The sequence below is a fragment of the Pseudoduganella umbonata genome (assembly GCF_014192225.1).
Lineage (GTDB): Bacteria > Pseudomonadota > Gammaproteobacteria > Burkholderiales > Burkholderiaceae_D > Rugamonas > Rugamonas umbonata.
The window spans coordinates 340,904-365,358 of the sequence record NZ_JACHXS010000003.1 but is presented as its reverse complement, the minus strand read 5'-3'; the positions used below and the strand labels follow the sequence as shown (position 1 = coordinate 365,358).

Sequence of the window (24,455 nt, the reverse complement as noted above, 5' to 3'; positions counted from 1 at the left end):
TCGGCCTGCCGTACTCACAACGACTGGAACAGCCGCGGCGTACCGCGCAAGCCCCCGCTCATGCCGAGGCTTCGCGGGAAGCCGTGCCGGCAGTCTCCGCCGGCGCTGCCTGCGCCGCGGGACCATGCCAGTCGGGCGGCCGCACCAGCTGGGCCGTCTTCGGTTCCTGCGTGAAGTGCGGCGACATGATCTGCACGCCCTGGCGGTTGAACTCGTCGACGACGTTCTGGAGCAGGTGGCTCAGGACTTCGGCGCGGGCGCGCGGTGCGCTCACGTCGGCGTAGGCGACCAGGCGGTACTCGATGTAGAAGTCGGACAGCGCCGTCTGCGCGACGAAAGGAGGGGGCGTCGCCAGGATGCTCTCCGTGTTGCGCGCCGCGGTTTCCAGCATGGCATGCACCTGGCGCCAGGGCGTGTCGTAGCCGATGGTGACCGTGGTGTCGACCACGAAACCGGTGCCCGGATAGGCCCGCGACAGGTTCTTCGTCGTGTTGGCGAGCACGTAGGCGTTCGGCATCGACACCTCTTCGCCCAGGCCGTTGCGCAGGCGCGTGCTGAACATGCCCAGGTCGACGACGGTGCCTTCGGCCTCGCCGATCTTCACGTATTCGCCCTTGCGCAGCGGCCGGGTGTACATCAGGATCAGGCCTGCCGCGCCCTGGGCGACGATGCTGGAGGCGCCGATCGACACCATCAGGCCGGCCAGCACCGTCACGCCCTGGAAGGCGGCCGTGTGCGAACCCGGAAGGTAGGGATAGGCCATGGCCAGCGCGAACAGCCAGATCACCAGGTTGGCCAGGCGGCGGCTGGGCGCGGCCGTATCCTTGTCGAGTCCGCCGAGCTGGAGTTGTCCGCTTTCGATCCGCCGGGAGACCGACGTGACCGTCAGCGTCGCGACGCGTGCGACGGCCGCGATGAGCAGCACGATCAGCAGGCCCGGCACCGCGGCGGCCACTTCGCGCGCGATATGCGCGCCGGTTTCAACCAGGTGCCCCTGCAGCCATTCGCCCCAGGCGCGCGAATAGGGGAACTGGCGCAGCACGAAAGTGAGCCAGAGATAGCCCGCCAGCAGCCTGAGGGCCCAGGCTGCGCCGATCGCCAGCCGGCGCACCAGGCCGACGTAATGCTCGGCGTCCAGCAGGCGCACATTGCGGAAACTGAGCCGTTCGAGCCGCCTGGCCAGCAGCACCTGCAGGCGCCGGTCCGCCCAGCCCTGGGCCGATCTGATGCCGCGCAGGGCCAGCAGGCAGGCCAGCGTCGCCGCGAAGGCCAGTGCGGCGGCGATGGCGAGATAGCGCGGACTGGCCTGTTTCGTTCTTTCGCCCAGCGCCACCGACAGCCGGGCCGCGCTGTCCGCCGCGACGGTGTCGGACGTGTCGCCGGCGAGCAGGTTGATGTCGTCCGGCGTGACCAGGAACAGCAGCGATCCATCGAGCAGCACCTGGGTGCCTTCCGGGATCGAGCGGATGCTGGTGGTGCCCGGCCCCTTTGCGGCGAGCGCCCGGTCGAGGCGGCGCTGCGCGGCCTCGGCCCGGTCGGCCGGCGAGTAGCCGGCCAGCGGCGAGCGGAATACGAAGATGGTGCGGTTGGCCACAGCCAGCTCCGCGTTCGGGGCCGCCGTCTCCTGCGCGGGTGCCGCCAGGACGAACGAGGAAAGCATGAACATGAGCATGAGCATGCAGGCCAGCAAGGCCAGGCGCAGGTGCTGAAGGGATGGCAAGGTTGGCATGAGTGGGCGGCAGGGGAGTTGATGGTCGGCGGCTGATTACCGCCCATCTTTACATGGGCTCGCCCGTCCCGCCAAGCCACCTTCGGTTCAATAGCGGTTCTCCGCGATACCGGACTACCGCGCGGCGTTGAATGACGCTAACGTCCAACGCCGAATGAAATAAATGTTATATGCGCGAGCGTATTATTTATTGCCGGAATACATTTTTGGCAGCAATGAGGCAAAAAGCCTGCACGTACGCTGAAATGACTGCGCTATCAGTGAATGCGGACTACAGTCAAAACCTCAGCAACAGATTTACTTTCATGGTGATCGCGATGAATAACCGAGCCATTCTGGTTTTTCTGATGCTGGCTGCCGCTTTATCGTCCGCATCGGGCCTTGCAAATGCTGGCGTACGCGTCTTTACCGATCTGACTTCTTATCTTGCCGCAGCAGGGCAAACCGAAGTAGATACCCTGGACGATCTTGCACCATTTGCGGGATTTGAAACTGCCGACACAGACTTCCTTTATCGGATTTGTTACCGATAATGCGCTGGCCACCGTGTTCGTCAACGGACCGGTTCAGGATAATACCTGGCTGACGGTCAATGACCTTCATTTATCGGTTGCGGCGCCGGTGCCCGAGCCAGCCACATATGGCATGCTGATAGGCGGACTTGGAATATTGGGTTTTCTCGCGCGGCGGACCAGGAAATAGATCCCCGCGTTGATCCGTGCTTCAGATCCGTGCGTGAAAAGGGTACGACGCAGATTTGCGCGATCTGGCCAATAACATTCACAAGGCCTTGCGTTCCGCCAGCTGCCTTCGCAAGCGGTGCACTTCGCTGCCGGGCAGGTGCACCATTGCCCGGCAGGCCAGCATCTCGATCAGGAAGCGGGCGGCTTTGGGGAGTCGGTGAACCATGGCCTGAAGATGCTGCATGATGTGCTCCATCGGTATCGGTGCACTGGTCGCAGCAAGTTGGATGCCAGCCAGCCGCTGGCCATCACCGCCTCTGTTGCACCAATTTGACGCGGCAGTGCACATTTTTCAACCGCGGTACTGCGGCAGTGCGCTGACTTGGTGCCGGGCAGCAGGAAAAATCGCCTCGCCATGCATGGATCGCCATGGCACGCGGTTTGCATAACTGACTGCAGCGAGAGGTGAGACAGATCATGCGTGTCACTTCTTGAGCATGGGCGCTAGGGTTCCGGCCGCGAAAGCGGTGTCTGGTCCGAGAGCGTCCGGTTCCCACTACGGTGCGGAGCTACACGGAGGGATAAAAGCCCGGGAGGCCATCACACGATGTGTGATCGCTCGCCTCCTCGCCTTTATCCACTCTGGAGCTCCACGATGCGACCGAACCCATTCTCGCGCTTTACCTCCCGTTTCGCCCGCAAGTTCACCGGATCCGTCTTGTTGGCAGCCTGCGCGCTCGGCGCCACGCTGCCCGCACATGCCGAGGTCAAGGTCGGCCTGTCCGACTGGCCCGGCTGGGTCGCATGGTATGTCGCCGAACAGAAGGGCTTCTTCAAGAAGCACGGCGCCAACGTCAGGCTGGTCTGGTTCCCCAACTACTCCGATTCGGTCGCCGCGCTGTCGTCCGGCCAGCTGGACGCGAATGCGCAGACCTGGTCCGACACGATGACGCCCCTGTCGCGCAACCTGAATGTCAAGGTCGTGCTGGTCAACGATAATTCGGCCGGCAACGATGCGCTCATGGTGAACCCGAAGATCCGCTCGTTCGCGGACCTGAAGGGCAAGACGGTCGCGCTGGAACATTTCAGCGTCTCCCATTTCGTGCTGGTCAACGCGCTGGCGCGCCATGGCATGAAGGCTTCCGACGTCAAGCTCGTCAACCTGGGCGCCGCCGACGCGGCGGCCGCCTTCATGACAGGCCGCGTCGATGCCGCCGTGGTGTGGAATCCGTGGATCGCCAGGATACAGGCCAGCGGCAAGGGCAAGGCGCTGTTTACATCGAAGGACATGCCTGGCATGGTCGCGGACCTGCTGGTCGCCCATGGCAAGGCGCTCGGCGACAAGACCAAGCGCGCCGATCTGGTCGGCATGATCAAGGCATGGATGGAAACGGAAGCGTTCATCCGCACCAACCAGGCCGAGGCGCTGCAGATCATGTCGAAGGTGGTCGGCATGAAGCCGGACGAGTACCGCGTCTTCCTGCCGGGCACCCGTTTCTTCAACGGCGTCGACAACCTCGCCGCGTTCGACCCGAAGCATCCGCAATCGCTGGTCGCGGTCGGCCCCGCCGTTCACCAGTTCCTCAGCCAGAACAAGCTGGTCACCGCGCCGGTGAACTATGCGGGCGCGCTGGATCCGTCGCTGCTGGCCGATGCGCTGCGCAAGTGAGGTTGCGATGCCGAACTTCGTAAGCAACGGCGGCGCCTTGCGCCCGGAGGGCGCGATGGCCGCGCCACGCAACCGGCGTTCCCCCTGGGACGTGCGCGGCGCCATGAGCCGGCCGGCGGCCGTTGCCCTGGCTGTCGCGGGCTTCCTGCTGCCGTTCCTGGCCTGGGCGGTCGTGTCGATGGCGGGCTGGGTGGACCCGGTGTTCCTGCCGACGCCGCTGCAGGTGGTGCAGCGCTGCGCCGACTGGTTCGCCGAGGATGGCCTGGCGGGCGACGTCGCCGTCAGCATCGGGCGCGTGTTCGGCGGCTTTGTCGCCTCGGCGGTGGTCGCGCTGCCGGTAGGGGTGCTGATTGGCACCTACGCGCCGGCCCGGGCGGTGCTGGGGCCGTTGACGGACTTCAGCCGCTACCTGCCGGCCGTGGCGTTCATTCCCCTGATCATGTTGTGGGTCGGCATCGACGAGAGCGCCAAGGTTGCGGTGATCTGGATCGGCACCTTCTTCCAGATGGTGCTGATGGTGGCGGACGACGTGGCGCGGGTGCCGAACGCCCCGGTCGAGGCGGCGCGCACGATGGGCGCGACGAACGGCGAGATCGTGCAGCACGTGCTGATCCCGGCCGCCCGTCCCGCCATGCTCGATACCCTGCGCACCAGCATGGGCGTGGCATGGACCTACCTGGTGGTCGCGGAACTGGTTGCCGCCAATTCCGGCCTGGGCTTCTCGATCCTGAAGGCGCAGCGCTTCCTGCAGACCGACAAGATCTTCGCCGGGATCCTGCTGATCGGCCTGATCGGCCTGCTGACGGACCAGGCGTTCCGCTGGCTGCACCGGCGCTGCTTCCCCTGGTACCACCTGCGAGGCTGATTATGACGCACAAGATTTCCATCGCCGGCCTGACCAAGTACTACGGCACCACCCAGGCGCTGAGCGGCATCGATCTCGCGGTCGGCGCCGGCGAATTCGTCACGCTGGTCGGGGCGTCCGGCTGCGGCAAGTCGACCTTGCTGCGCACGCTCGGCGGCCTGGAGGAATACGGCCAGGGCACCATCACCTGCAACGGCCGCATCGTCGATGGGCCCGGGCCGGACCGTTCCATGGTGTTCCAGAGCTACAGCCTGTATCCGTGGCTGACCGTGATGGACAACATCCGCTTTTGCCGCAGGCTGAAGAACGGCCGCCAGGACCTCACGTCCACGGACGTCGAGATTGCCTCCGGCCGGGCCGATGCACTGGTCTCGCTGATGGGCCTGCAGCACGTGGCGCGCGCCTATCCGGCCGAGCTGTCGGGCGGCATGCAGCAGCGCGTGGCCATCGCCCGCGCCCTGATGGTGCGGCCCGACGTGCTGCTGATGGACGAACCGTTCGGCGCACTCGATGCGCAGACCCGCGAGGTCATGCACGACCTGATCCGCCACGTCTACCGTCTGGAACGGATGACCGTGGTGTTCGTCACGCACGACGTCGAGGAGGCGATCTATCTCGGCGACCGCGTGGTCGTGATGGCGCCGCGGCCGGGCCGCATCGATTCCATCGTCGACGTGCCGTTCGGCCTGGAGCGCGACCAGGACCTGAAGCTGGCGCCGGCATTCGCCGCTGTGAAGCGGCAGATCCTCGACCGCATCCGCGAGACCTCCGGCGTCAGGACGGACCTGGAGCAACTTGCCAAGCTTACCCGCAGTATTCAAACCTGAAGGAACCAACATGAATTCCATCCTGACTCCGGACGCTGCCGATCCGTCGGCGATCCTGTGGGCCGAGCAGTTTCCCGGCGGCGGCCACTGGTCGTTCCGCGTGCGCCGCGGCACCACGCTGCGCTTCACCGACCTGGAAGGCGGCGCCAACGTGTCGGTGCTGCTGTACCGGCTCGACGACCGCCTGGAACGCATCTGCGTGCCGGATACGCTGAAGGCCCAGCATACCGCCCACCTGGCGAAGGGCAATGTGATCTATTCGGACATGGGCCGTATCCTGGCGTCGATCCCGCACGACACCGTGGGCTGGCACGACGCGCTGTGCGGCGTCTCCGATGCGGAACTGGTGCAGCGCCGCTACGGCGAGCGGCGCTTCCAGGAACACCGCAACGCCATGCACCGCAACGGCAAGGACAGCCTGCTGGTCGAACTGGGCAAGTGGGGCCTTGGCCTGCGCGACCTGGTGCCCAACGTGAACCTGTTTTCCAAGGTCACGGTGGACGGGGCTGGCCAGTTCCGCTTCGTGCCGGACCATTCGCGCGCCGGCGACGAGGTGGACCTGCGCTTCGAGATGGACACGCTGGTGCTGCTGGCGACCGCGCCCCATCCGCTCGACCCGAACCCCGAGTACGCGCCAAAGAAGACAAGCGTGACGGCGCGTGCCTCCGGCCCTGCCGCCGAGGACGACGTCTGCCGCCTGTCATGCCCGGAAAACCGCCGCGGCTATACCAATACCGAACTGGCCTATCGCTGAGGACCGCCATGCAAACGCTACAAGAAAGCCAACTGGATCCGGCCACCGCGGCCGCCGATTTCCACCAGCCGGCCGGGGAACCCTGGCTGCACAAGGTCACCAGGGGCCAGGTGCTGCGCATCGTCGACCTGGAAGGCAACCAGGCCGTCGACACGATCTTCTATAACGCCGACGACACGGCCGAAAGCTACAGCGTGACCGATACGCTGCAGGGCCAGGGCGGCATCTACCTGTCCACCGGTTCGGTGCTGCGCTCGAACCGCGGCCGCCCCATGCTGACGATCGTAGCCGATACCTGCGGCCGCCACGACACGCTGGGCGGCGCCTGCGCGGCGGAAAGCAATATCGTGCGCTACGCGCCACAGAAGAAATTCATGCACAGCTGCCGCGACAACTACCTGCTGGCGCTGGCGCACGCCGACATCGGCATGGGCAAGCGCGACCTGGTGCCGAACGTGAATTTCTTCATGAACGTGCCCGTGACGGAAGAAGGCGGCCTGTCGTTCGAGGACGGCCTGTCCGGTCCCGGCAAGTATGTGGAACTGCGCGCCGAGATGGACGTGCTGGTGCTCGTATCGAACTGCCCACAGCTGAACAACCCCTGCAATGCCTACAACCCGACCCCGGTCCGGTTCGTCATCTGGAACCCGGAAGGATAAAACATGTTCAATACCATCCTCATCGCCAACCGCGGCGAGATCGCCTGCCGCGTCATCCGCACCGCGCGCCGCATGGGCATCCGCAGCGTGGCCATCTATTCCGAGGCGGACGTTGAATCGCTGCACGTGCGGCTGGCGGACGAAGCCATCTGCATCGGGCCGGCGCCGGCCGCAGAGAGTTACCTGTCGGCGGACAAGGTGCTGGCCGCGGCCAGGCAGGCGGGCGCCGACGCCATCCATCCCGGCTATGGCTTCATGAGCGAGAACGCCGCCTTTGCCGAGGCGTGCGCCGCGGCCGGCATCGTCTTCATCGGGCCCACGCCGGCGCAGATGCGCGACTTCGGCCTGAAGCACACGGCGCGCGAACTGGCGCAGGCGGCACAGGTGCCGCTGCTGCCCGGCACCGGCCTGCTGGCCGACGCCGCCGGGGCGCTGGCCGCGGCGGAGCGGATCGGCTACCCGGTCATGCTGAAGAGCACCGCCGGCGGCGGCGGCATCGGCATGCGCCTGTGCCGCGACGCGGCGGAGCTGGACAATGCCTACGCGTCCGTCAAGCACCTGTCCGAGAACAATTTCAAGAACAGCGGCATCTACCTGGAAAAATTCGTCGAGCGGGCCCGCCACGTCGAGGTGCAGATCTTCGGCGACGGCCGCGGCAACGTGGTGTCGCTGGGCGAGCGCGACTGCTCGGTGCAGCGCCGCAACCAGAAAGTGATCGAGGAGACCCCGGCGCCCGGCATCCCGGAAGCTACCCGCGATGCGCTGGCCGAAACGGCCGTGCGGTTGGGGCGGTCGATCGCCTACCTGTCGGCCGGCACGGTCGAGTACGTGCTCGATGCCGATACGGGCGCCTTCTACTTCCTGGAAGTGAATACGCGCCTGCAGGTGGAACATGGGGTCACCGAAGAAGTGTTCGGCGTCGACCTGGTGGAATGGATGATCCGCGCCGCCACCGGCGACTTCCAGCTGCCTGCGCAGGAGCGCCTGGTGCCGCGCGGGCATGCCATGCAGCTGCGCGTGTATGCGGAAGACCCGGCGAAGAACTTCCAGCCGTCGTCCGGCGTGCTGAGCGAGGTCGGCTTCGCCGCCGGCCTGCGTGTCGATACGTGGATCGAGCGCGGCGTCACCGTCAGTCCGTATTACGACCCGCTGGTGGCGAAACTGATCGTGACGAGCGGCGACCGCGCCACCTCGATCGAACGGTTGTGCGATGCGCTGGCGGCGACGCGCATCGACGGCATCGAAACCAACCTGGCCTACCTGGCGACGATCCTGCGCTACCCGGCGTTCGCCGCTGGCACGCAGATCACGCAGATGCTGGCGGCAATGCCGTATTCGCCCCGTACCGTCGACGTGCTCGAAGGCGGCATCCAGACCACCGTGCAGGACCATCCGGGCCGGCGCGGCCTGTGGGCCGTGGGCATTCCGCCGTCGGGACCGATGGATGCCTATGCCCACCGCATCGCCAACCACCTGGCCGGCAACGGCGGCGACGCGGCGGTGCTGGAGATGACGCTGCAGGGCGCGGCGCTGGCATTCAACTGCGATTGCACCATCGCGCTGGCCGGCGCCGACCTTGGCGCGGTGGTGCACGGCCCGGAAGGCAGGCGGGCGCTGGCGAACTGGCGCGTCCACACCCTGCGGCGCGGCGAGACGCTGCGCTGCGGCGCGGTGCAGGGCGCCGGCGTGCGCGCCTATATCGCCTTCGCCGGCGGCATCGATGTGCCGGCCTACCTCGGCAGCCGCGCCACGTTCACGCTGGGCCAGTTCGGCGGGCATGGCGGCCGGGCCCTGCGCAGCGGCGACGTGCTGAAGCTGAACGCATCGGCTACCACGCCGCGCGAGCTGCCGGCCACCGTCATCCCCGCCTACGGACATCACTGGAACATCGCGGTCCACTACGGCCCGCATGGGGCGCCGGATTTTTTCACGGAGGACGACATCGCCATGTTCTTCGGCACCGACTGGGCGGTGCACTTCAATTCCAGCCGCACCGGCGTGCGGCTGGTCGGTCCGAAGCCGCGCTGGGCGCGCGAGGATGGCGGCGAGGCCGGCCTGCACCCGTCGAACATACACGACAACGCCTATGCGATCGGTTCAGTCGATTTCACCGGCGACATGCCGGTGATCCTGGGTCCCGACGGTCCCAGCCTGGGCGGCTTCGTCTGCCCGGCCGTGATCGTATCCGCCGACCTGTGGAAGATGGGGCAGCTGAAGCCGGGCGACACAGTGCGCTTCGTTCGCGTGACGGCGCAGGATGCGGCGGCGATGGCGGCGGCGCAGGAGGCGGTCTTCGCGCCGGCGCCGGCCGGGGTGGCGGCGCGCTCTCTGCCATGTATGCCGGTATTCGAGCCGGTGGCCAGCGCGGCGGGCGACACCCAGCCGGCCATCATGCGCACGGCGCACCTGCCGGATGGCACGGAGCTGGTGTTCCGCCGCGCCGGCGACGATTACCTGCTGGTGGAATTCGGCGCGCCGGTCCTCGATATCGGCCTGCGCTTCCGCGCGCATGCGCTGATGCAGGCGATCGCGGAGGCCGGCCTGGCGGGGATCGTCGACCTGACGCCGGGCATCCGCTCGCTGCAGGTGCACTTCGAGCACCGCAAGCTGGGCGTCGATCGGCTGGGCGGCCTGATCGCCGAGCTGGCGGCGCGGCTGCCGGCGGTGGACGATATCGTGGTGCCATCGCGGATCGTGCACCTGCCGCTGGCCTGGAACGACAGCCAGACCCGCCTGGCAATCGAGAAGTACCAGACCACCGTGCGGCCCGATGCGCCCTGGTGCCCCAGCAATATCGAATTCATCCAGCGCATCAACGGACTTGACGCGGTGCAGGACGTGTACGACATCGTCTTCAACGCCCGCTACATGGTGCTGGGCCTGGGCGACGTCTACCTGGGTGCGCCGGTGGCCACGCCGGTCGATCCGCGCCACCGGCTCGTCACCACGAAGTACAACCCGGCCCGCACGTGGACGCCGGAAAACGCGGTGGGCATCGGCGGCGCCTACCTGTGCGTGTACGGCATGGAAGGACCGGGCGGCTACCAGTTCGTCGGCCGTACCGTGCAGATGTGGAACCGCTACCGCCAGACCGCCAGCTTCCGGGACGGCAAGCCGTGGCTGCTGCGCTTCTTCGACCAGATCCGTTTCTACGAGGTCAGCGAAGACGAACTGCTGGCGCACCGGCGCGATTTCCCGCTGGGCCGGTTCGACGTGCGCATCGAGGAAACCACGTTCTCGCTGGCCGACTACAACGCGTTCCTGCAGGAGCAGGGCGAGTCGATTGCCCGTTTCAAGGCGACACAGCAGGCCGCCTTCGAGGCCGAGCGCGACCGCTGGCGCAGCAGCGGCCAGGCCGAATGGGCCGGCGAGGAAGCCGATCCCGGCGCGGGGCAGGGCGATGCGCTGCCGGACGGTTGCCAGTACCTGGCGGCCGTGGTGCCGGGCAGCGTGTGGAAGATCCTCGCCGCGCCCGGCAGCACCGTGGCGGCGGGCGACACGCTGGCGATCTTCGAGTCCATGAAGATGGAGATTCCGCTCAAGGCCACCGCGCCGGGCGTGCTGCGCGAATGGCTGGTCAGCGAAGGCAAGCCGGTGGCGGCGGGCCAGAACATTGCGATTTTCAACGGAGAAAACTGATGCGATATCGTCATCATGCGGTTCCACGCCTGTTCGCTGCCGGGCTGGCCATCGCCTGCGCACTGCCGGGGGCACGCGCGCAGGAGGCAACCGTGACGGGCCACGTGGACCTGGTCAGCGCCTACGTGCTGCGCGGCGTGACCACGACCTATGGACCGGGTGCCCCCGGTGCCGGCAACGCCGGGGCCGATGCGCCCGAGTCGAACCGCGCGGCGCTCCAATGGGGCGCCGACTGGAGCCATCCTGCCGGCTGGTACCTGGGTTACTTCGGCGCCCAGATCAATTACTCGTACAGGCGGCTCGGCGACCTGTACAGCGATCCGGCCGTGACCGATTTTCGCGCGAAAAAATCGGTCGAGAACGATTTCTACGGCGGTTACAGCGGCAAGCTCGGCGACGTCGGCTACACGCTGGGGCTGACCGGCTACGTGTACCTGAACGGCCCGCATGCGAATGCGCTGGAAACGAAATTCGGCCTCAGCTACGGCGGCTTCAGCGCCGCGGCGCAGACCCTGCTCGACGACGTCCTGTGGGGCAACCGGGGCGATACCTACTGGACGCTGAACTACGCGAAAGGCCTGCCGGGCGACTTCACGGTGAGCGCCTCGCTGGGCTGGTACACGTATGCGAAGGAAGGCAAGTACCTGGGCACGTTCGATACCTTCAACGGCACCCCGTGCGCGCCGGGCAGCAGCTTCAACGTCACCTGCATGCCGGGCGCCGGACCGGTATCGGGGGCGTTCCGCCACCTCGTGGTGGGCGTGACCCGGCCCATCGGCGATTCCGGATTCACCTGGGGCGTGCAGGGCATCGCCGGTGGCGAAAACCGCTTCGGCGTGCGCCAGAAGCACCGCGTGACGGCTTCCGTCAGCTACGGATTTTGATCAGGAGATACCATGAATACCATCGACAAGCTCGCTGCCATGCAGGTCCCGCCGCTCGCGGAACTGCGCGAACGCTATGCCAGCGGCACCTGGCGGCCCGGCGACTGCATCGCCTTCGTCCTCGACCGCATCGCCCGGGTGGACCGGCCGGAAGTGTGGATCACGCTGGCCGATCCGGCCGCACTGCGTGAACGGGCCGCCCGGCTGGATGCGCTTCTGCACGCGGAAGGCCCGGCGGTGCTCGACCGGCTGCCGCTGTTCGGCGTGCCGTTCGCGGTAAAGGACAATATCGACGTGGCCGGCATGCCGACCACCGCGGCGTGCCCGGCCTTCGCCTACGTACCGGAACGCTCCGCCACCGTCGTGGAACGGCTCGAGGCGGCGGGCGCGATCCTGGTCGGCAAGACCAATCTCGACCAGTTCGCCACGGGCCTGAACGGAACCCGTTCGCCGTACGGCGCCGTGCGCAACGCGATCGATCCGGCCTATGTCTCCGGCGGCTCCAGCTCCGGTTCGGCGGTGGCGGTGGCGCTGGGCCTCGTCGCCTTCTCGCTGGGCACCGACACCGCCGGTTCGGGCCGGGTGCCGGCAGGCCTGAACGGCATCGTCGGGCTGAAACCCACGCGGGGGCTCTTCAGCAACCGCGGCCTGGTGCCGGCCTGCCGCACGCTCGACTGCATTTCCGTATTTGCCCGGTCCGTCGCCGATGCCTGGACCGTCACCGTCGCCGCGAGCGGCTTCGATGCGGACGATGCCTTTTCGCGTGCGGTTCCCATGCTGGGCGTGAAACGCCGCGGCTTCCGCATTGCCATTCCCCGCCAGCGCGAGTTCTTCGGTGACGCCGCGGCGCAACAGGCGTTCGCCACGACGGTCGACGCACTGCGCGCGGCGCCGGGGTGCACGGTCGACGAGATCGACTTCACGCCGTTCGCCGAAGCGGCCGATCTGCTGTACAAGGGGCCATGGGTGGCCGAGCGCCTGGCCGCCGTCGAAGCATTCCGCGCCGAACACCCGGCGGCGCTCCATCCCGTCGTGGACGAGATCATCGGCGGCGGGGCCCGGTACTCGGCCGTCGATGCGTTCAACGGCCAGTACCGGCTGGCAGCACTGCGGCGCGAAGCGGAAACGCTGCTGGCCGGCCATGATTTCCTGCTGGTGCCGACCACGCCGACGATGCCGACCATCGAAGCGATGCTGCGCGAGCCGGTCAAGCGCAATTCGCAGCTGGGCCACTACACGAACTTCGTCAACTTCTTCGACATGGCCGCACTGGCCGTGCCGGCGGCGCCGCGCCACGATGGCCTGCCGGCGGGCGTGACGCTGATCGGCCGGGCCGGCGCCGATCACCTGCTGGCCGCGGCGGCCGAAGCCCTGCAGCCGGCATTCAGGCAGGAGGCGCAAGCCACGGACCGCGTCGCATCCGAACCGCTGCCGTTCCAGGAGCCGACGGTCCTTCTGGCCGTGGTCGGCGCGCACCTGGAAGGGCAGCCGCTGAACTGGCAACTGCTGGAGCGGGGAGCCCGCAAGCGCCTGGCGACGACGACGGCGCCGCGCTACCGGCTGTATGCGCTGGCAGGCACGGTGCCGCCGAAACCCGGCCTGGTGCGCGGCGCCGACGGCGTCGCCATCGACATCGAGGTGTGGGAACTGCCGGTGCGCCGCTTCGGGGAGTTCGTTGCGGAAGTTCCGGCCCCGCTGGCGATCGGTTCGGTCGAACTGGCGGACGGCAGCTGGACCAAGGGTTTCGTGTGCGAGCCGCAGGCGATCGACGGCGCGCGCGACATCAGCGCCTTCGGCGGCTGGCGTGCCTTCCTGGCGCGTGGCATCTCGCCGGAAGGAGCATGATCATGGGCACCCATCCGATGATCTTCCAGCCCGTGGCCACCCCTAGCGTGCCGGCCGGCGGCGATGCATGGCCGGTGGAGCGGGTCGCGGCCCTGTTCGAGCTGCCGTTCGCCGAGCTGCTGTTCCTTGCGCAGCAGGCGCATCGCCGGCACTTCGACCCGAACCAGGTCGAGCTGGCCACGCTGCTGTCGATCAAGACGGGCGGCTGCCCGGAAGACTGCGGTTACTGCCCGCAGGCGGCGCGCTACGATACCGGCGTGGCGGCACAGAAGATCCTGCCGCTGGAGACGGTGCTCGCCGCGGCCCGGCAGGCGCGCGAGCGCGGCGCGACCCGTTTCTGCATGGGTGCGGCCTGGCGGTCGCCGAAGGATCGCGACCTGGAGCAGGTCGAGGACATGGTGCGCGAAGTGAGGGCGCTGGGCCTGGAGACCTGTGCGACGCTGGGCATGCTGACGCCGGCGCAGGCAGGGCGCCTGAAATCGTCCGGCCTGGATTACTACAACCATAATATCGATACGGCGCCGGACTTCTACGGCAACGTGATCGGCACGCGCGACTACCAGGATCGCCTCGACACGCTGCGGCATGTGCGCGGCGAGGGCATCAAGGTGTGCAGCGGCGGCATCGTCGGCATGGGCGAAACGCGGCTGCAGCGGGCCGGGCTGATCGCGCAACTGGCCAATATGTCGCCCCATCCGGAATCGGTGCCGATCAATCACCTGGTGCAGGTGGAAGGCACGCCGCTGCATGGCACGGCGGCGCTCGATCCGCTGGAGTTCGTGCGCACCATTGCGGTGGCCCGGATCACGATGCCGCGCGCGCGGGTGCGGCTGTCGGCCGGGCGCCGCGAACTGGGCGAGCCCGTGCAGGCGCTATGCTTCATCGCCGGCGCCAATTCGATCTTCCATGGCGACAAACTGCTCACCACGGGCAACCCCGATGCCGACGCCGACGCGGAGCTGCTCGGCAAACTGGGCATCCGTGTGCAGCCGGCCCACGCGGTGCACACGCCCGTGGCACGGACCGGCTAGGCGGGCAGCCGCGCCACCGCCTGGCACAGCGCTTCGTAACACGCGGGATCGAGCGCCGTGCCGACCGTCTTGCCCATCATCTCGAGCGCCTGCGGCACGGGAATCGCGCCCCGGTAGGGCCGTTCGGCGGTGATCGCGTCGAAGATGTCGGCGGTGGTGATGATGCGTGTTTCGAGACCGATGTCCGCGCCGGTGAGGCCGCGCGGATAGCCGGTGCCGTCGAGCTTTTCATGGTGCGCGCCGGCGATGCGCGCCAGCTCGCGGAAGGCACCGATGCGGCCGAGGATGGTTTCCGTGTACTCGGCGTGCTGGCGCACCGCGTCCCATTCGGCGCGGTCCAGCGAGCCTGCCTTGTCGAGCACGCTGTTGCTGACACCGAGCTTGCCGACGTCGTGCAGCAGGGCGCCGCGGTAGAGCCAGCGCCGGCGTTCGGGAGAAATGCCCATCTGCTCGGCGATCAGGTCCGTGTACAGGGCCACGCGGGCGCTGTGCCCGCTCGTGTAGGGGCTTTTCGAATCCACCACCTGCCCGAACGCAGTCGCGATGTCGTCCAGGTAATCGTCGTCCAGCGGGACGACCTTGCCCGCCGGCTCCAGCATCCTGACGGCGGCGTCTACCCCGGGTGAGGCCAGTACGGTCCAGAAAGCGTCATCGAGTGCGACGTCCTCGAACGCGGCGACCAGCTCGGGGTCGAACCACTGGCCGGAGCGGGCGCGCGCCTCGCGCAATGCCGCCTCCCGTCCATCGGCCGTGTGGAACACATCGACCACCTGCGCCAGCAGGGCGATGCGCGCGTACATCGGAATCGCGGCACCGGCCAGGCCGTCGGGCCGGCCGCCGCCATCGAAATGTTCGTCCAGGCTGTAGATACCCTCGGCCACGCCATCGGAAAAGCGCAGCAGCCGCGCAATGTCGGCACCGCGCTGGCAACGCGTGGCGATCAGTTCGTCGGTGATGCGCTTGCCGTCGCGCAGGATCGTCAGGATGCCGCGGAAGCGCTCGGCCAGCCCGGCCTTCAGGCCCGTGTGCGACAGCACGAAGGCGAGCACCTGGGGCAGGCCGGTGCCGACCGTCTTGAAATCGCGCTTGAACGACAGGTCGTCCGTCATGTACAGCTCGCAAATGCGGGCTGCGTTGCTGCTGCATCCGAGATCCTTCAGCAATACCGCGTAATACAGCTCCCACAATGCCTGCTCGCTCAGGTCCATGCGGCGGCCGATCGCCATGGCGATCCAGCACGCACGCACGCAGTGTCCCGCGGGCTGGCCTTCGGTGATGTCGAGCGCGTAGCTGAGAGATCCGATCAGCTCGGACAACTGCAGCGACGACGCCTCGGCCTCGCCTGGATGAGATAGTTTCATTGGAAACACTCGTATAGATTGTGGGAAACTTTATTGTACGCTGGCCGGACCTCCCGGGTTGCTGGCAATGCAGTTTTAGCAGGGCGTTACAACACCGTGCCGCGCAGGTGCGGATCCGCCTCAGGCGGCATTGTGGATGACGTGCGCAGCAGTCCCAAGACCAGTACCACGAAGCTCTCCACCGCAATCCTCGATGTCGCTTCGGGATCCTCGGCATGGGCAATCCACCGCGCGGCGCTCAGCAGGGCGCCATTGATCAGGCGCGAGGTGGCCGGCGCGTCCACGTTGCGGATCACGCCTTCTTCCATCAGCAGCTCCAGGCTGCGCTGGGTGCTGCGAATGCATGACTTCTGCCCAGGCCATTGCGCTGGCGGTGGTTCGACGGCGCGCAGCGCCTGGGCTATGGAGGTGGCCGTGGCCGGCTTGCCGGACCAGGTCGGCGGGCCACCGTCCCGCTCTTACGCTTGCAAAGCGAGATCGTGATTCGGCCCGCCATCGGCGCGCTTCAGCAAGCCATTGCTCCGGTAGCATATGGTATGGCCGTCGGCGCTCAGCCGGGCTTCGCACAGCCTGAAATCGACGGCCAGTTCGACCCGGTCATCCTGGTGGATCCAGGCCAGCGACAGGGCGTGCTCGCCGACGAGCCGGGACTCGAACGTGCCGTTGAACGCCGGGTGGCTGTTGCGCAGGCGGATCAGGTCGATCAATTGCTCGACGACAGGCTGCCGGAGGGCCGCTTCGAGTTCCGCGCGGTCGTAGTAGTGGCGGTTGATGTCCCTGCCCACGCCGGTTCTTTCCAGCAGCCGCAGGTCATTGGTGCCGGCCAGGACGCCGACGTAGTAGACCTGCGGGACCCCGGGCATGAAGAACTGGATGGCACGCGCGATCAGGTAGGCGCCGTCATCCCGGCCGAGCGCATCGAAGAACGTGCAATTGACCTGGTACAGGTCCAGGTTCGACGCCGCGGCGCCGGTCGCGGCACGGCTGGCGCCATCGCTGTTGCGGTGGATCGTCTCGACCAGGCAATCGAGTTCCGCAGGCGGCACCAGGCCGGGGTTGTCGCCGGGCGTGCGGTCCGCCCCGATATCGATGATGCCGATCCCGTCATGCGTGTCGAGCACGGTGATGGCATTGTCCGGGCGCTGCCCGATCCAGCGGTGCAGCGGCCCGGGCGTGCCGAAGTACAGGGCGTGCAGGACCAGCGGCGGCAGCGCGAAATCGTAGACCCAGTCGACCCGCCGGGCGATCTCGATCTGCCGGCGGTAGTAGGCGTGGACTTCCACCAGCACTTCCAGGCCCAGCGAACGCGCCTGCGCCGCGAACCGATCGATGAACGCAAAGGTTTCCGGCAGCATGAAGCAGCTCGATCCCGCCTTCTTGACGGCGTAGCCGACGGCATCCAGGCGCACCATCGTGACGCCCGCCCGCGCCAGCTGCTCGAGGATGCCTTGCAGGTAGGCCGCTCCTGCCGGGTGGCTCACGTCGATATCGATCTGCCTGGCGGTGAACGTCGTCCACAGCAGGCGTGTCCCGCCATTCTTCATTGTCGCCACGGTGAACGGCAGGCCGGGTCGGGGGCGATAGATCGACAGCAGTTCGTCTTCCGTGGCGCCCTTCGGGAACACGCCCGCCATCGTCAGGAACATGCCGGCGTATGGCGAGGCGTCGCCGTTGGCCAGATAGTCGAGGAACTGTGGCGATTCGGCCGACATATGGTTGACGATGACATCGGCCATTACCGGAACCTGCGCGGCGAGGGCCTTGATGCCTTCCCAGTTGCCCAGCCGCGGATCGACCACGGTGTGATCGACAGGATCGAAGCCGGCATCGGCGCCGTCGATCCTGTCGAAGAAGGGGAGCAGGTGGACGCCGCCGAAGACGCCGGCAAGCGGCCCGTCCAGCAGTGCCTCCAGTTCAGCCAGCGTGCGGCCACCAAAACGGTCGACGTACGTGATCAACTGCACTTTATTAAACATTCATGTCCCCTAGATTTTGCAAACGATTGTTATTAGTCAAGTTGCCAAAAATAACCCATTGATTTTACATTCTATGGGAATGAAATGCAATCGATTGCATTGGAGCTGGAACTTTGCGATATAATAAATTCCCACTCATCCAGCCAGCCACCGCATGCCGCGCCGCCCTCGCACCGAACACCCGCCCGTGGTTCTTCCGCCCGCTACCGGCCGCCCGAAAATGGCGGACATCGCACGCATGGCCGGGGTCAACGTGTCCACCGTGTCCCGTGCGCTGAGCGGCAGCGCGCTGACCAACGAGGAAACCCGTACCCGCATCATGGAAATCGCGGCGGCCCTGAAGTACACGGTCAATGCGGCCGGCCAGAGCCTGCGCTCCGGGCAAAGCCGCACCATCGGGGTCGTCATCCCGATCGACCCGGCCTCGCAGGGGCATGTGTCGGATCCGTTCTTCCTGTCCCTGCTTGGCGGCATTGCCGATGCGTTGACCGAACATGGCTACGACATGCTGGTCTCGCGCATCCATGTCGATGAACTGGAGGCGGCCAGCCAGCTGAGTGCGACCGGGCGGACCGACGGCGTCATCCTGATCGGGCAGTGGCACCATCACGACCAGCTCAACCAGATCGCCGCGCGCGGCATCCCGCTGGTCATCTGGGGCGCCAGGCTGCCTTACCAGAAATACGCGACGGTCGGCACCGACAACACGCTCGGCGGCGAACTGGCGACCGGGCACCTGCTCGACCAGGGCGCCCGGCGCATCGTCTTCCTGGGCGATATCGAGCTGCCGGAATATCGCCAGCGCCACCAGGGCTACCTGAACGCGCACGCGAAACGCGGGCTGCTGGTCGACCCGTCGCTGACCCGTGCCATCGCCTTCGTGCCCGCGCTGGTCCGGCAGGAAGTCGAGGCCATGCTTGCCAGCAAGGCGCAATTCGACGGCGTGTTCGCCGCCAGCGATGTCGCGGCGATGACCGCCATCTCGGCCCTGCTCAGGGCCGGCGTGCGGGTACCGGACGACGTGCTGGTCGCCGGCTACGATGACATCGGGCCGGCGGCGTACACCCATCCTTCGCTCAGCACGATCCGCCAGCCCATGCACGAAGCAGGGCAAAGCCTGGTGGCCGTCCTGCTCAGGCAGATCAAGGGCGAGCCGGCGGCGTCGGTCGTGCTGCCGACCGAGCTGGTCGTGCGCGACTCGACGCGGCGCTGAGCGAGGCCGCCTACGCATGCAGGTGCCACGCGATGCTGTGGAAATCGGCATTGATGGTGGGTAGCAGCAAGCCGGCATACATCAGCTGGTCGCCGCCATAGGTCTTGCCGTCCTCGGCGCAGCGGTAGCGTGCCGCCGGGTCGAGTCCGCGCAACTGCAGCCAGCCCAGTGGAGCATTGGCCTCGGCCAGGACCTGGACATACACGACGAACGCTTCCGAACGGTCCGGCGCGACGAACATCCATGCCGTATCGTTGCCGTCGAACGGGTTGCGCAGGCGATAAAAGTCGCCGAACTGGATCAGCGGGCGCAGCGCCTTGTACTGCGCGACCTGGCGCCTGACCTCGGTTTTTTCGTCCGGCCCCAGCCGCGACAGGTCGAGCTCGTAGCCGAAATTGCCCGACATGGCCACGTCGCCGCGCGTGCGCAACGGCGTCACGCGGCCCACCTGGTGGTTCGGCACGGCGGACACGTGGCTGCCCATGCTGCTGGCCGGGTACACCAGGCTGGTCGCATATTGGATCTTCAGGCGGCTCACCGCATCCGAATTGTCGCTGGTCCAGGTCTGCGGCATGTAGTACAGCATGCCTGGATCGAAGCGGCCGCCGCCGGAGGCGCAGCTTTCGAACAGCACCTGCGGGAACCGGCTGGTCAGCGTCTCGAGGATGCCGTACAGGCCCAGCATGTAGCGGTGCGCCGTCTCGCGCTGGCGTGCCGCGGGCAGCAGGGCCGAGCCGATCTCCGTCATATTGCGGTTCATGTCCCATTTCACGTAGCGGACCGGCGCCGAGCGCAGCACGGCGCTGACGGCTTCCAGCACATGGGCACAGACGTCCTTGCGGCTCAAGTCGAGCACCAGCTGGTGCCGCGATTCGGAGCGCTCGTGCGCGGGCACGTGCAAGCACCAGTCCGGATGGGCGCGGTAGAGGTCGCTGTCCGCTGAAATCATCTCCGGCTCGAACCACAGGCCGAATTGCATGCCCAGGCGATTCACGCGGCCGGCCAGGTCGGCGAGGCCGTTGGGAAGCTTGCGGCGGTCCACTACCCAGTCGCCCAGCGAGCTGTTGTCGGCGTCGCGTTTGCCGAACCAGCCGTCGTCCAGCACGAACAGTTCGATACCGAGTTCGCTGCCCGCGCTGGCGATGGTTTCCAGCTTGGCGGCATCGAAATCGAAATACGTGGCCTCCCAATTGTTGATCAGGACCGGGCGCGGCTGATCGCGGAACGCGCCCCGGCACAGGCGCTGGCGATACAGCCGGTGATAGCTGCGCGACATGGCACCCAGTCCGTCGGCGCTGTAGACCATCACCAGTTCCGGCGCCTGGAACGACTGGTTCGGTTCCAGCAGCCATTCGAAGTCGAAGTCGTTGATGCCCATCGACACGCGGGTCGTGCGGTACTGGCCCACCTCGACCTGGGCCGCGAAGCTGCCGCTGTAGACCAGGCTGAAGCCGTAGACGTCGCCATGTTCCTCGTCGGCGCCCGGAGACAGCAGGGCGATGAAGGGATTGTGTTCCAGGCCGCTGGCGCCGCGCCGGCTGTCGATCGACTGCAGTCCCGGTGCCAGGCGGCGCCGGAACAGCTCGCGCTCGCGCGCCCAGTCGCCGGAAAGGTGCAGCAGCTCGAACCGTGCATGGGGGAAGTCGACCGAGGCACTGTAGGCACGCGCCAGGCGCATCGGCGCACGCCCCTGGTTTACGAAGCGCACCGATCGCGCGATGGCATCGTGCTGCGTGAACACCGTGTAGCTGAGGAAGACGGCCAGGCCGCTGGCCCGGTCGCGCAGTTCGATCTCCAGTGTGCTGGCTTCGCCGGCGTTTTCGGCGTAGGTGGCGGGCAGGCCGTCCAGCCGGGGCTTGCCGGCCGTGATCCGGTGCCCGGCATAACGCAGGTCGGTGACCGTGGTGCCGTTCGCCAGCTTGACCTGGTAGGCGGGGTGGCGGAAGTCGCCGGTGCCGTAACCGGGAAATTCCTGCAGTTGCGTGTTGGGCGAATGATTGCGGTCGCCCAGGTCGGGCCGGGCCGGCGCCGGGACACCGTCCTTTGCATTGCGCATGCCGGGCCAGGCGCTCGAGCGCAGGCGGCGGCCCCAGTAAACGTGCGCGAGGGTGCCGTTGCCGGCGACCTGCAGGATGTAGCTGGTCGCCGGCGTTTGCAGGTGGAATACCTTTCGCCCGGCATCGTAGGCGATGGCGCCATCCGGCTTGCCGGGCGTGGCCGCGGCGGCATCGTCGCCGGAGCCGGCCAGCGCTTCCCGGGCGCCGATGGCTCCCAGTCCGAGCAGCAGGGTTTGTAGGACGGTGCGCCGTTTCGGCAGCGCCGGCGTGGCGTGGTCGTCACGTATGGTTTGCGGAAGCATGGTTCGATCCTGTCGTGATGAAAAGCGGAGGGAGCGGCCTGTCGTGCGGTCAGGGTGCGTGGTTCACGACAGGCGGTCGTTGGTCAGCGGCGAGGCCGGCAGCGCCGGCGGCCGGGCCGGCAGGCCGACGAACAGCGTTGCCAGTGCCGCGCCCAGCAGCAGTACGCCGGCCAGCAGGATGACGTGACCCGGTTCGCCGTTTAGCCAGGTGCGGTAGAAGAAGGGCAGCGTCAGGCTCTGGAGCAGCATCGGGATCACGATGAACATGTTGAAGATGCCCATGTAGACGCCGGTGCGTTGCGGCGGGATCGCGCCGGCCAGCATCACGTACGGGTTGCCCATGATGCTGGCCCAGCCCAGCCCGATACCGATCATCGGCACGAACAGCATGGCCTTGCTGGTGATCGACGGCAGGGCGATCATGCTGATGCCGGCGGCGCACAGGCAGGCGCAGTGCATGATCTTCGGCCCGAAGCGGCGGGTCAGCGGAATCATCGCGAAGGCGCCGGCGAAGGCGACGGCGTTGGAAAAACCGCCCACCTGGCCATTGACCAGTACCGCGTCGCGAAAGCCGTCGGAGTTCGGATTGGCGGTGTTGAACAGGGTGCGCCCGATCATCAGCGTCATGAACTGCCAGTAGCACGTCATGCCATACCATTGCAGCAGCTTCATCAGGGCCAGCTGGCGCATCGCGCGCGGCATCTCGACGATTGCCGAGCCGATCTCGCGCAAGGTCGCCCCGACCGACAGCGGCCGGTCGCGCAATTCCATGCTCTGCTGCGGCGTCAGCGGCAGTTCCGGCACCCGCAGGATCGACCACGTGATGGTGGACAGCGACAGCACGGCGCCGATCAGGAACGTGATCTTGGTGATGACGGGGATATGGTTGCCGTCGACCGCGTACTGGCTCATCCCCATCAGTACCATCAGCGACGGCGTCAGGTAGGACAGCATCTGCGCCAGCCCTGTAAACGCGCTCTGCGTCAGGAAGCCGAGCGAGTGCTGGCGGCTGTCGAGCCGATCGCTGACATAGGCGCGGTAGGGTTCCATCGTGATGTTGTTACCGGCATCGAGCATCCACAACAGCGACGCCGCGATCCACAGCGCCGAACTGTAGGGCATTGCCAGCAGGCCCAGGCTGCAGATCACGGCGCCGATCAGGAAGTAGGGTGTGCGCCGGCCCCAGCGTGAATTGGTGCGGTCGCTCATGGCGCCCACCAGTGGCTGCACCAGCAGCCCCGTGACCGGGCCCGCCAGCCACAGCAGCGGCATGCTAGCTTCGTCCGCACCCAGGTAGCTGTAGATGGCGCTGACATTGCTCTGTTGCAGGCCGAAGCTGTATTGCAGGCCGAAGAAGCCGACATTCATCTCGCAGATCTGGCGCAGGCTGAGGCGCGGTTTGGTAGTGGTAGTGGTCATGCGATTTGCCAGAGATCGAGGGAAAGGAGGTCGACGGCGCCGCCGGCCGCGTACAGCGTCAGCGTGCCGGCGGGGGCGGCGGGGAATACCAGCTCGGTCATGACGGCTTCGCCGTCGTTGACGAAGACTTCCACCGAGCAGCTGTCGACCAGGATGCGCAGTGCCACTTCCGGCCCGGGCGCGACGGGCGCGCTGCGCCGGCCACGGAAGTCGGGATGGTCCGTCATCAGTCCCGAGCGGGAGCGGTCGATGAACGCGGTGCCGGCCTGCGCGTCGATGCCGACCAGCGTCTCGCCGAGGGTGCCGTCGCTGCCGTAGCCAAGCCGCAGGCCGGTTTCGCGGGCGCCGCGCAGGGCGAAGCGGGCATGGATTTCCCACTGCATGGCCGTGCCGCCCAGTCCCCACCGGCGCGACTGGCCATCGGCGACCAGGCCGCTGTCGTGCCGATGCCCTGTACGTCGGCCGGCCAGCTGAGGCGGAACCTGCTGCACCAGCCGCAAGCCGTGGGCATCCTCGCGCAGCGCGAGCCGGCGCGGCAGCGACATGGCGCCGCGCCATGGATGGCTCGGTGTCTGGGCCGCGTAGCGGTGGTTGTTCATCCAGCCGATCCAGACCGGGCTGGCCGTCTCCGGCAAGCCGTTCCACGACAGCGCCGCATAGAAGTCGGCGCCGTAGTCGCTCCAGCGCGGTGCCTGCCCCGGGTAGGGCATGAAGCGAACCCCGTCGAAGTCGCCGACGAAGTACTGGCCTCCCGTACTGCCGCTCACGTGGCCTGCGAATACATCGACCTTCAGTACCCAGGCAGTGCCGCCACGCCATGGCATCGGGATCAGGTCCGGGCATTCCCAGATGCCGTCGACAGCGCCCGCCGGGCCGAAGTCGCTCAGGTGGCGCCACGCCTTCAGGTCGTCCGAGGCATGGAAGGACACCTGGTGCCGCTCGGGCAGCGCCACCGCCATCAGCCAATAGCCGCCCGGCGCATACCACTGCACCTTGGGATCGCGGAATTCGGCTAGGCCGAGATCGAGTACGGGATTGGCGCGGTACCTGGTCCAGGTCCGGCCCCGGTCGACGCTGTAGGCAAGATGCTGGTTCTGCAGTCCGCCGCTACGCCGTGCGGCGGTAAAGAGCGCGACGAGGGCGGTCTCGCCGGGCGCCGCGAAGCCGCCGGTGTTGGCCGCGTCGACCACGACACTGCCGGAAAACACCAGCGTGTCCTCATCGGCGTGCAGGGCGACCGGCAGCTCTTCCCAATGCAGCAGGTCGGTGCTGACCGCGTGGCCCCAGCCGATGTTGCCCCATACGTCGCCATCGGGGTTGTACTGGTAGAACAGGTGGTACTCGCCGTCGAAGCAGACCAGGCCGTTGGGATCGTTGATCCAGTTGCGCGAGGGAGTGAAATGGTAGCCGGGGCGGAACGAGGGCTGCGCGGCCGCTGGCGATGTGTCGTGCATCGAATGTCTCCTGGTTGGATGAGGCAAAGGGCCTGCTCCGCGCATCGGGTCATGGCCCGTGCGCCTTTATGTTCCCAGAATATCGCCA

At 67.1% G+C, this 24,455-nt stretch carries 19 protein-coding genes, 1 pseudogene and 1 riboswitch; of the genes and pseudogenes, 12 read left to right on the top strand and 8 right to left on the bottom strand.

Annotated features, from left to right (window positions below; genetic code table 11):
- Nucleotides 1-58: 58 nt before the first annotated feature.
- A complete protein-coding gene (locus FHS02_RS10265) occupies nucleotides 59-1,666 on the bottom strand; it encodes a mechanosensitive ion channel family protein (protein ID WP_229422574.1) in 1,608 nt (535 codons plus the stop codon).
- Nucleotides 1,667-1,899: 233 nt separating this feature from the next.
- Here FHS02_RS10265 and FHS02_RS10260 point away from each other — a divergent pair, with 233 nt between their 5' ends.
- Both FHS02_RS10260 and FHS02_RS32065 read left to right on the top strand, forming a co-directional pair.
- Nucleotides 1,900-2,262, top strand: a complete 363-nt coding sequence (locus tag FHS02_RS10260; RefSeq protein WP_137313333.1) for a hypothetical protein — start codon at nucleotides 1,900-1,902, stop codon at nucleotides 2,260-2,262.
- 67 nt (nucleotides 2,263-2,329) lie between these two features.
- Nucleotides 2,330-2,431 (top strand): annotated as a pseudogene (locus FHS02_RS32065) (PEP-CTERM sorting domain-containing protein); the annotation flags it as partial.
- A 78-nt stretch (nucleotides 2,432-2,509) separates the two neighbouring features.
- Here the strand turns inward: FHS02_RS32065 and FHS02_RS10250 are convergent.
- A complete protein-coding gene (locus tag FHS02_RS10250) occupies nucleotides 2,510-2,656 on the bottom strand; it encodes a hypothetical protein (protein ID WP_175424763.1) in 147 nt (48 codons plus the stop codon).
- 249 nt (nucleotides 2,657-2,905) lie between these two features.
- Nucleotides 2,906-3,010: riboswitch (guanidine-I (ykkC/yxkD leader) on the top strand.
- A 57-nt stretch (nucleotides 3,011-3,067) separates the two neighbouring features.
- Between FHS02_RS10250 and FHS02_RS10245 the strand changes: the two genes are divergently transcribed.
- From FHS02_RS10245 to bioB, 9 genes are read left to right on the top strand one after another with little or no spacing between them, the layout of a single operon-like run.
- Complete coding sequence (locus tag FHS02_RS10245; RefSeq protein WP_137313332.1) at nucleotides 3,068-4,081, top strand: ABC transporter substrate-binding protein; 1,014 nt, start codon at nucleotides 3,068-3,070, stop codon at nucleotides 4,079-4,081.
- Between the two features lie 7 nt (nucleotides 4,082-4,088).
- Complete coding sequence (locus FHS02_RS10240; protein ID WP_229422573.1) at nucleotides 4,089-4,946, top strand: ABC transporter permease; 858 nt, start codon at nucleotides 4,089-4,091, stop codon at nucleotides 4,944-4,946.
- Nucleotides 4,947-4,948: 2 nt separating this feature from the next.
- Nucleotides 4,949-5,773, top strand: a complete 825-nt coding sequence (locus tag FHS02_RS10235) for an ABC transporter ATP-binding protein (RefSeq protein WP_137313331.1) — start codon at nucleotides 4,949-4,951, stop codon at nucleotides 5,771-5,773.
- A gap of 10 nt (nucleotides 5,774-5,783) precedes the next feature.
- Nucleotides 5,784-6,527: an urea amidolyase associated protein UAAP1 gene (locus FHS02_RS10230; protein WP_137313330.1), complete on the top strand. Its 744-nt coding sequence runs from the start codon at nucleotides 5,784-5,786 to the stop codon at nucleotides 6,525-6,527.
- 8 nt (nucleotides 6,528-6,535) lie between these two features.
- Nucleotides 6,536-7,186, top strand: a complete 651-nt coding sequence (locus FHS02_RS10225; protein ID WP_137313329.1) for an urea amidolyase associated protein UAAP2 — start codon at nucleotides 6,536-6,538, stop codon at nucleotides 7,184-7,186.
- Nucleotides 7,187-7,189: 3 nt separating this feature from the next.
- Nucleotides 7,190-10,825 (top strand): urea carboxylase, encoded by a 3,636-nt coding sequence (gene uca, locus FHS02_RS10220; RefSeq protein WP_137313328.1) that lies wholly within the window; start codon nucleotides 7,190-7,192, stop codon nucleotides 10,823-10,825.
- Complete coding sequence (locus tag FHS02_RS10215) at nucleotides 10,825-11,709, top strand: TorF family putative porin (RefSeq protein WP_137313327.1); 885 nt, start codon at nucleotides 10,825-10,827, stop codon at nucleotides 11,707-11,709. Before uca ends, FHS02_RS10215 begins: the two co-directional genes overlap by 1 nt.
- 12 nt (nucleotides 11,710-11,721) lie before the next feature.
- On the top strand, nucleotides 11,722-13,554 hold the full coding sequence (atzF, locus tag FHS02_RS10210) for an allophanate hydrolase (RefSeq protein ID WP_217496921.1): 1,833 nt from the start codon (nucleotides 11,722-11,724) through the stop codon (nucleotides 13,552-13,554).
- Nucleotides 13,555-13,571: 17 nt separating this feature from the next.
- The gene (gene bioB / locus FHS02_RS10205; protein ID WP_371861476.1) at nucleotides 13,572-14,585 is read left to right on the top strand and encodes a biotin synthase BioB; all 1,014 of its coding nucleotides are present in this window, start codon (nucleotides 13,572-13,574) and stop codon (nucleotides 14,583-14,585) included.
- Here bioB and FHS02_RS10200 read toward each other — a convergent pair.
- The 3 genes from FHS02_RS10200 to gtfA form a co-directional block, all read right to left on the bottom strand.
- Complete coding sequence (locus FHS02_RS10200; RefSeq protein ID WP_137313325.1) at nucleotides 14,582-15,946, bottom strand: HD-GYP domain-containing protein; 1,365 nt, start codon at nucleotides 15,944-15,946, stop codon at nucleotides 14,582-14,584. The two genes, bioB and FHS02_RS10200, sit on opposite strands and share 4 nt — an antisense overlap.
- 86 nt (nucleotides 15,947-16,032) lie before the next feature.
- A complete protein-coding gene (locus FHS02_RS10195; RefSeq protein ID WP_371870565.1) occupies nucleotides 16,033-16,338 on the bottom strand; it encodes a TetR family C-terminal domain-containing protein in 306 nt (101 codons plus the stop codon).
- A gap of 66 nt (nucleotides 16,339-16,404) precedes the next feature.
- Nucleotides 16,405-17,922: a sucrose phosphorylase gene (gene gtfA / locus FHS02_RS10190; RefSeq protein ID WP_137313323.1), complete on the bottom strand. Its 1,518-nt coding sequence runs from the start codon at nucleotides 17,920-17,922 to the stop codon at nucleotides 16,405-16,407.
- Nucleotides 17,923-18,142: 220 nt separating this feature from the next.
- Between gtfA and FHS02_RS10185 the strand changes: the two genes are divergently transcribed.
- Nucleotides 18,143-19,135: a LacI family DNA-binding transcriptional regulator gene (locus FHS02_RS10185; RefSeq protein WP_137313322.1), complete on the top strand. Its 993-nt coding sequence runs from the start codon at nucleotides 18,143-18,145 to the stop codon at nucleotides 19,133-19,135.
- Between the two features lie 10 nt (nucleotides 19,136-19,145).
- Here the strand turns inward: FHS02_RS10185 and FHS02_RS10180 are convergent, their stop codons facing one another.
- The 3 genes from FHS02_RS10180 to FHS02_RS10170 all read right to left on the bottom strand — a co-directional run bounded on the left by FHS02_RS10180 (nucleotide 19,146) and on the right by FHS02_RS10170 (nucleotide 24,367).
- Nucleotides 19,146-21,494, bottom strand: coding sequence for an alpha-galactosidase (locus FHS02_RS10180; protein ID WP_137313321.1), 2,349 nt, complete (start codon nucleotides 21,492-21,494; stop codon nucleotides 19,146-19,148).
- A gap of 63 nt (nucleotides 21,495-21,557) precedes the next feature.
- A complete protein-coding gene (locus FHS02_RS10175; protein ID WP_137313320.1) occupies nucleotides 21,558-22,913 on the bottom strand; it encodes an MFS transporter in 1,356 nt (451 codons plus the stop codon).
- Nucleotides 22,910-24,367 (bottom strand): glycoside hydrolase family 32 protein, encoded by a 1,458-nt coding sequence (locus FHS02_RS10170; protein ID WP_175424762.1) that lies wholly within the window; start codon nucleotides 24,365-24,367, stop codon nucleotides 22,910-22,912. Before FHS02_RS10170 ends, FHS02_RS10175 begins: the two co-directional genes overlap by 4 nt.
- Between the last annotated feature and the right edge of the window lie 88 nt (nucleotides 24,368-24,455).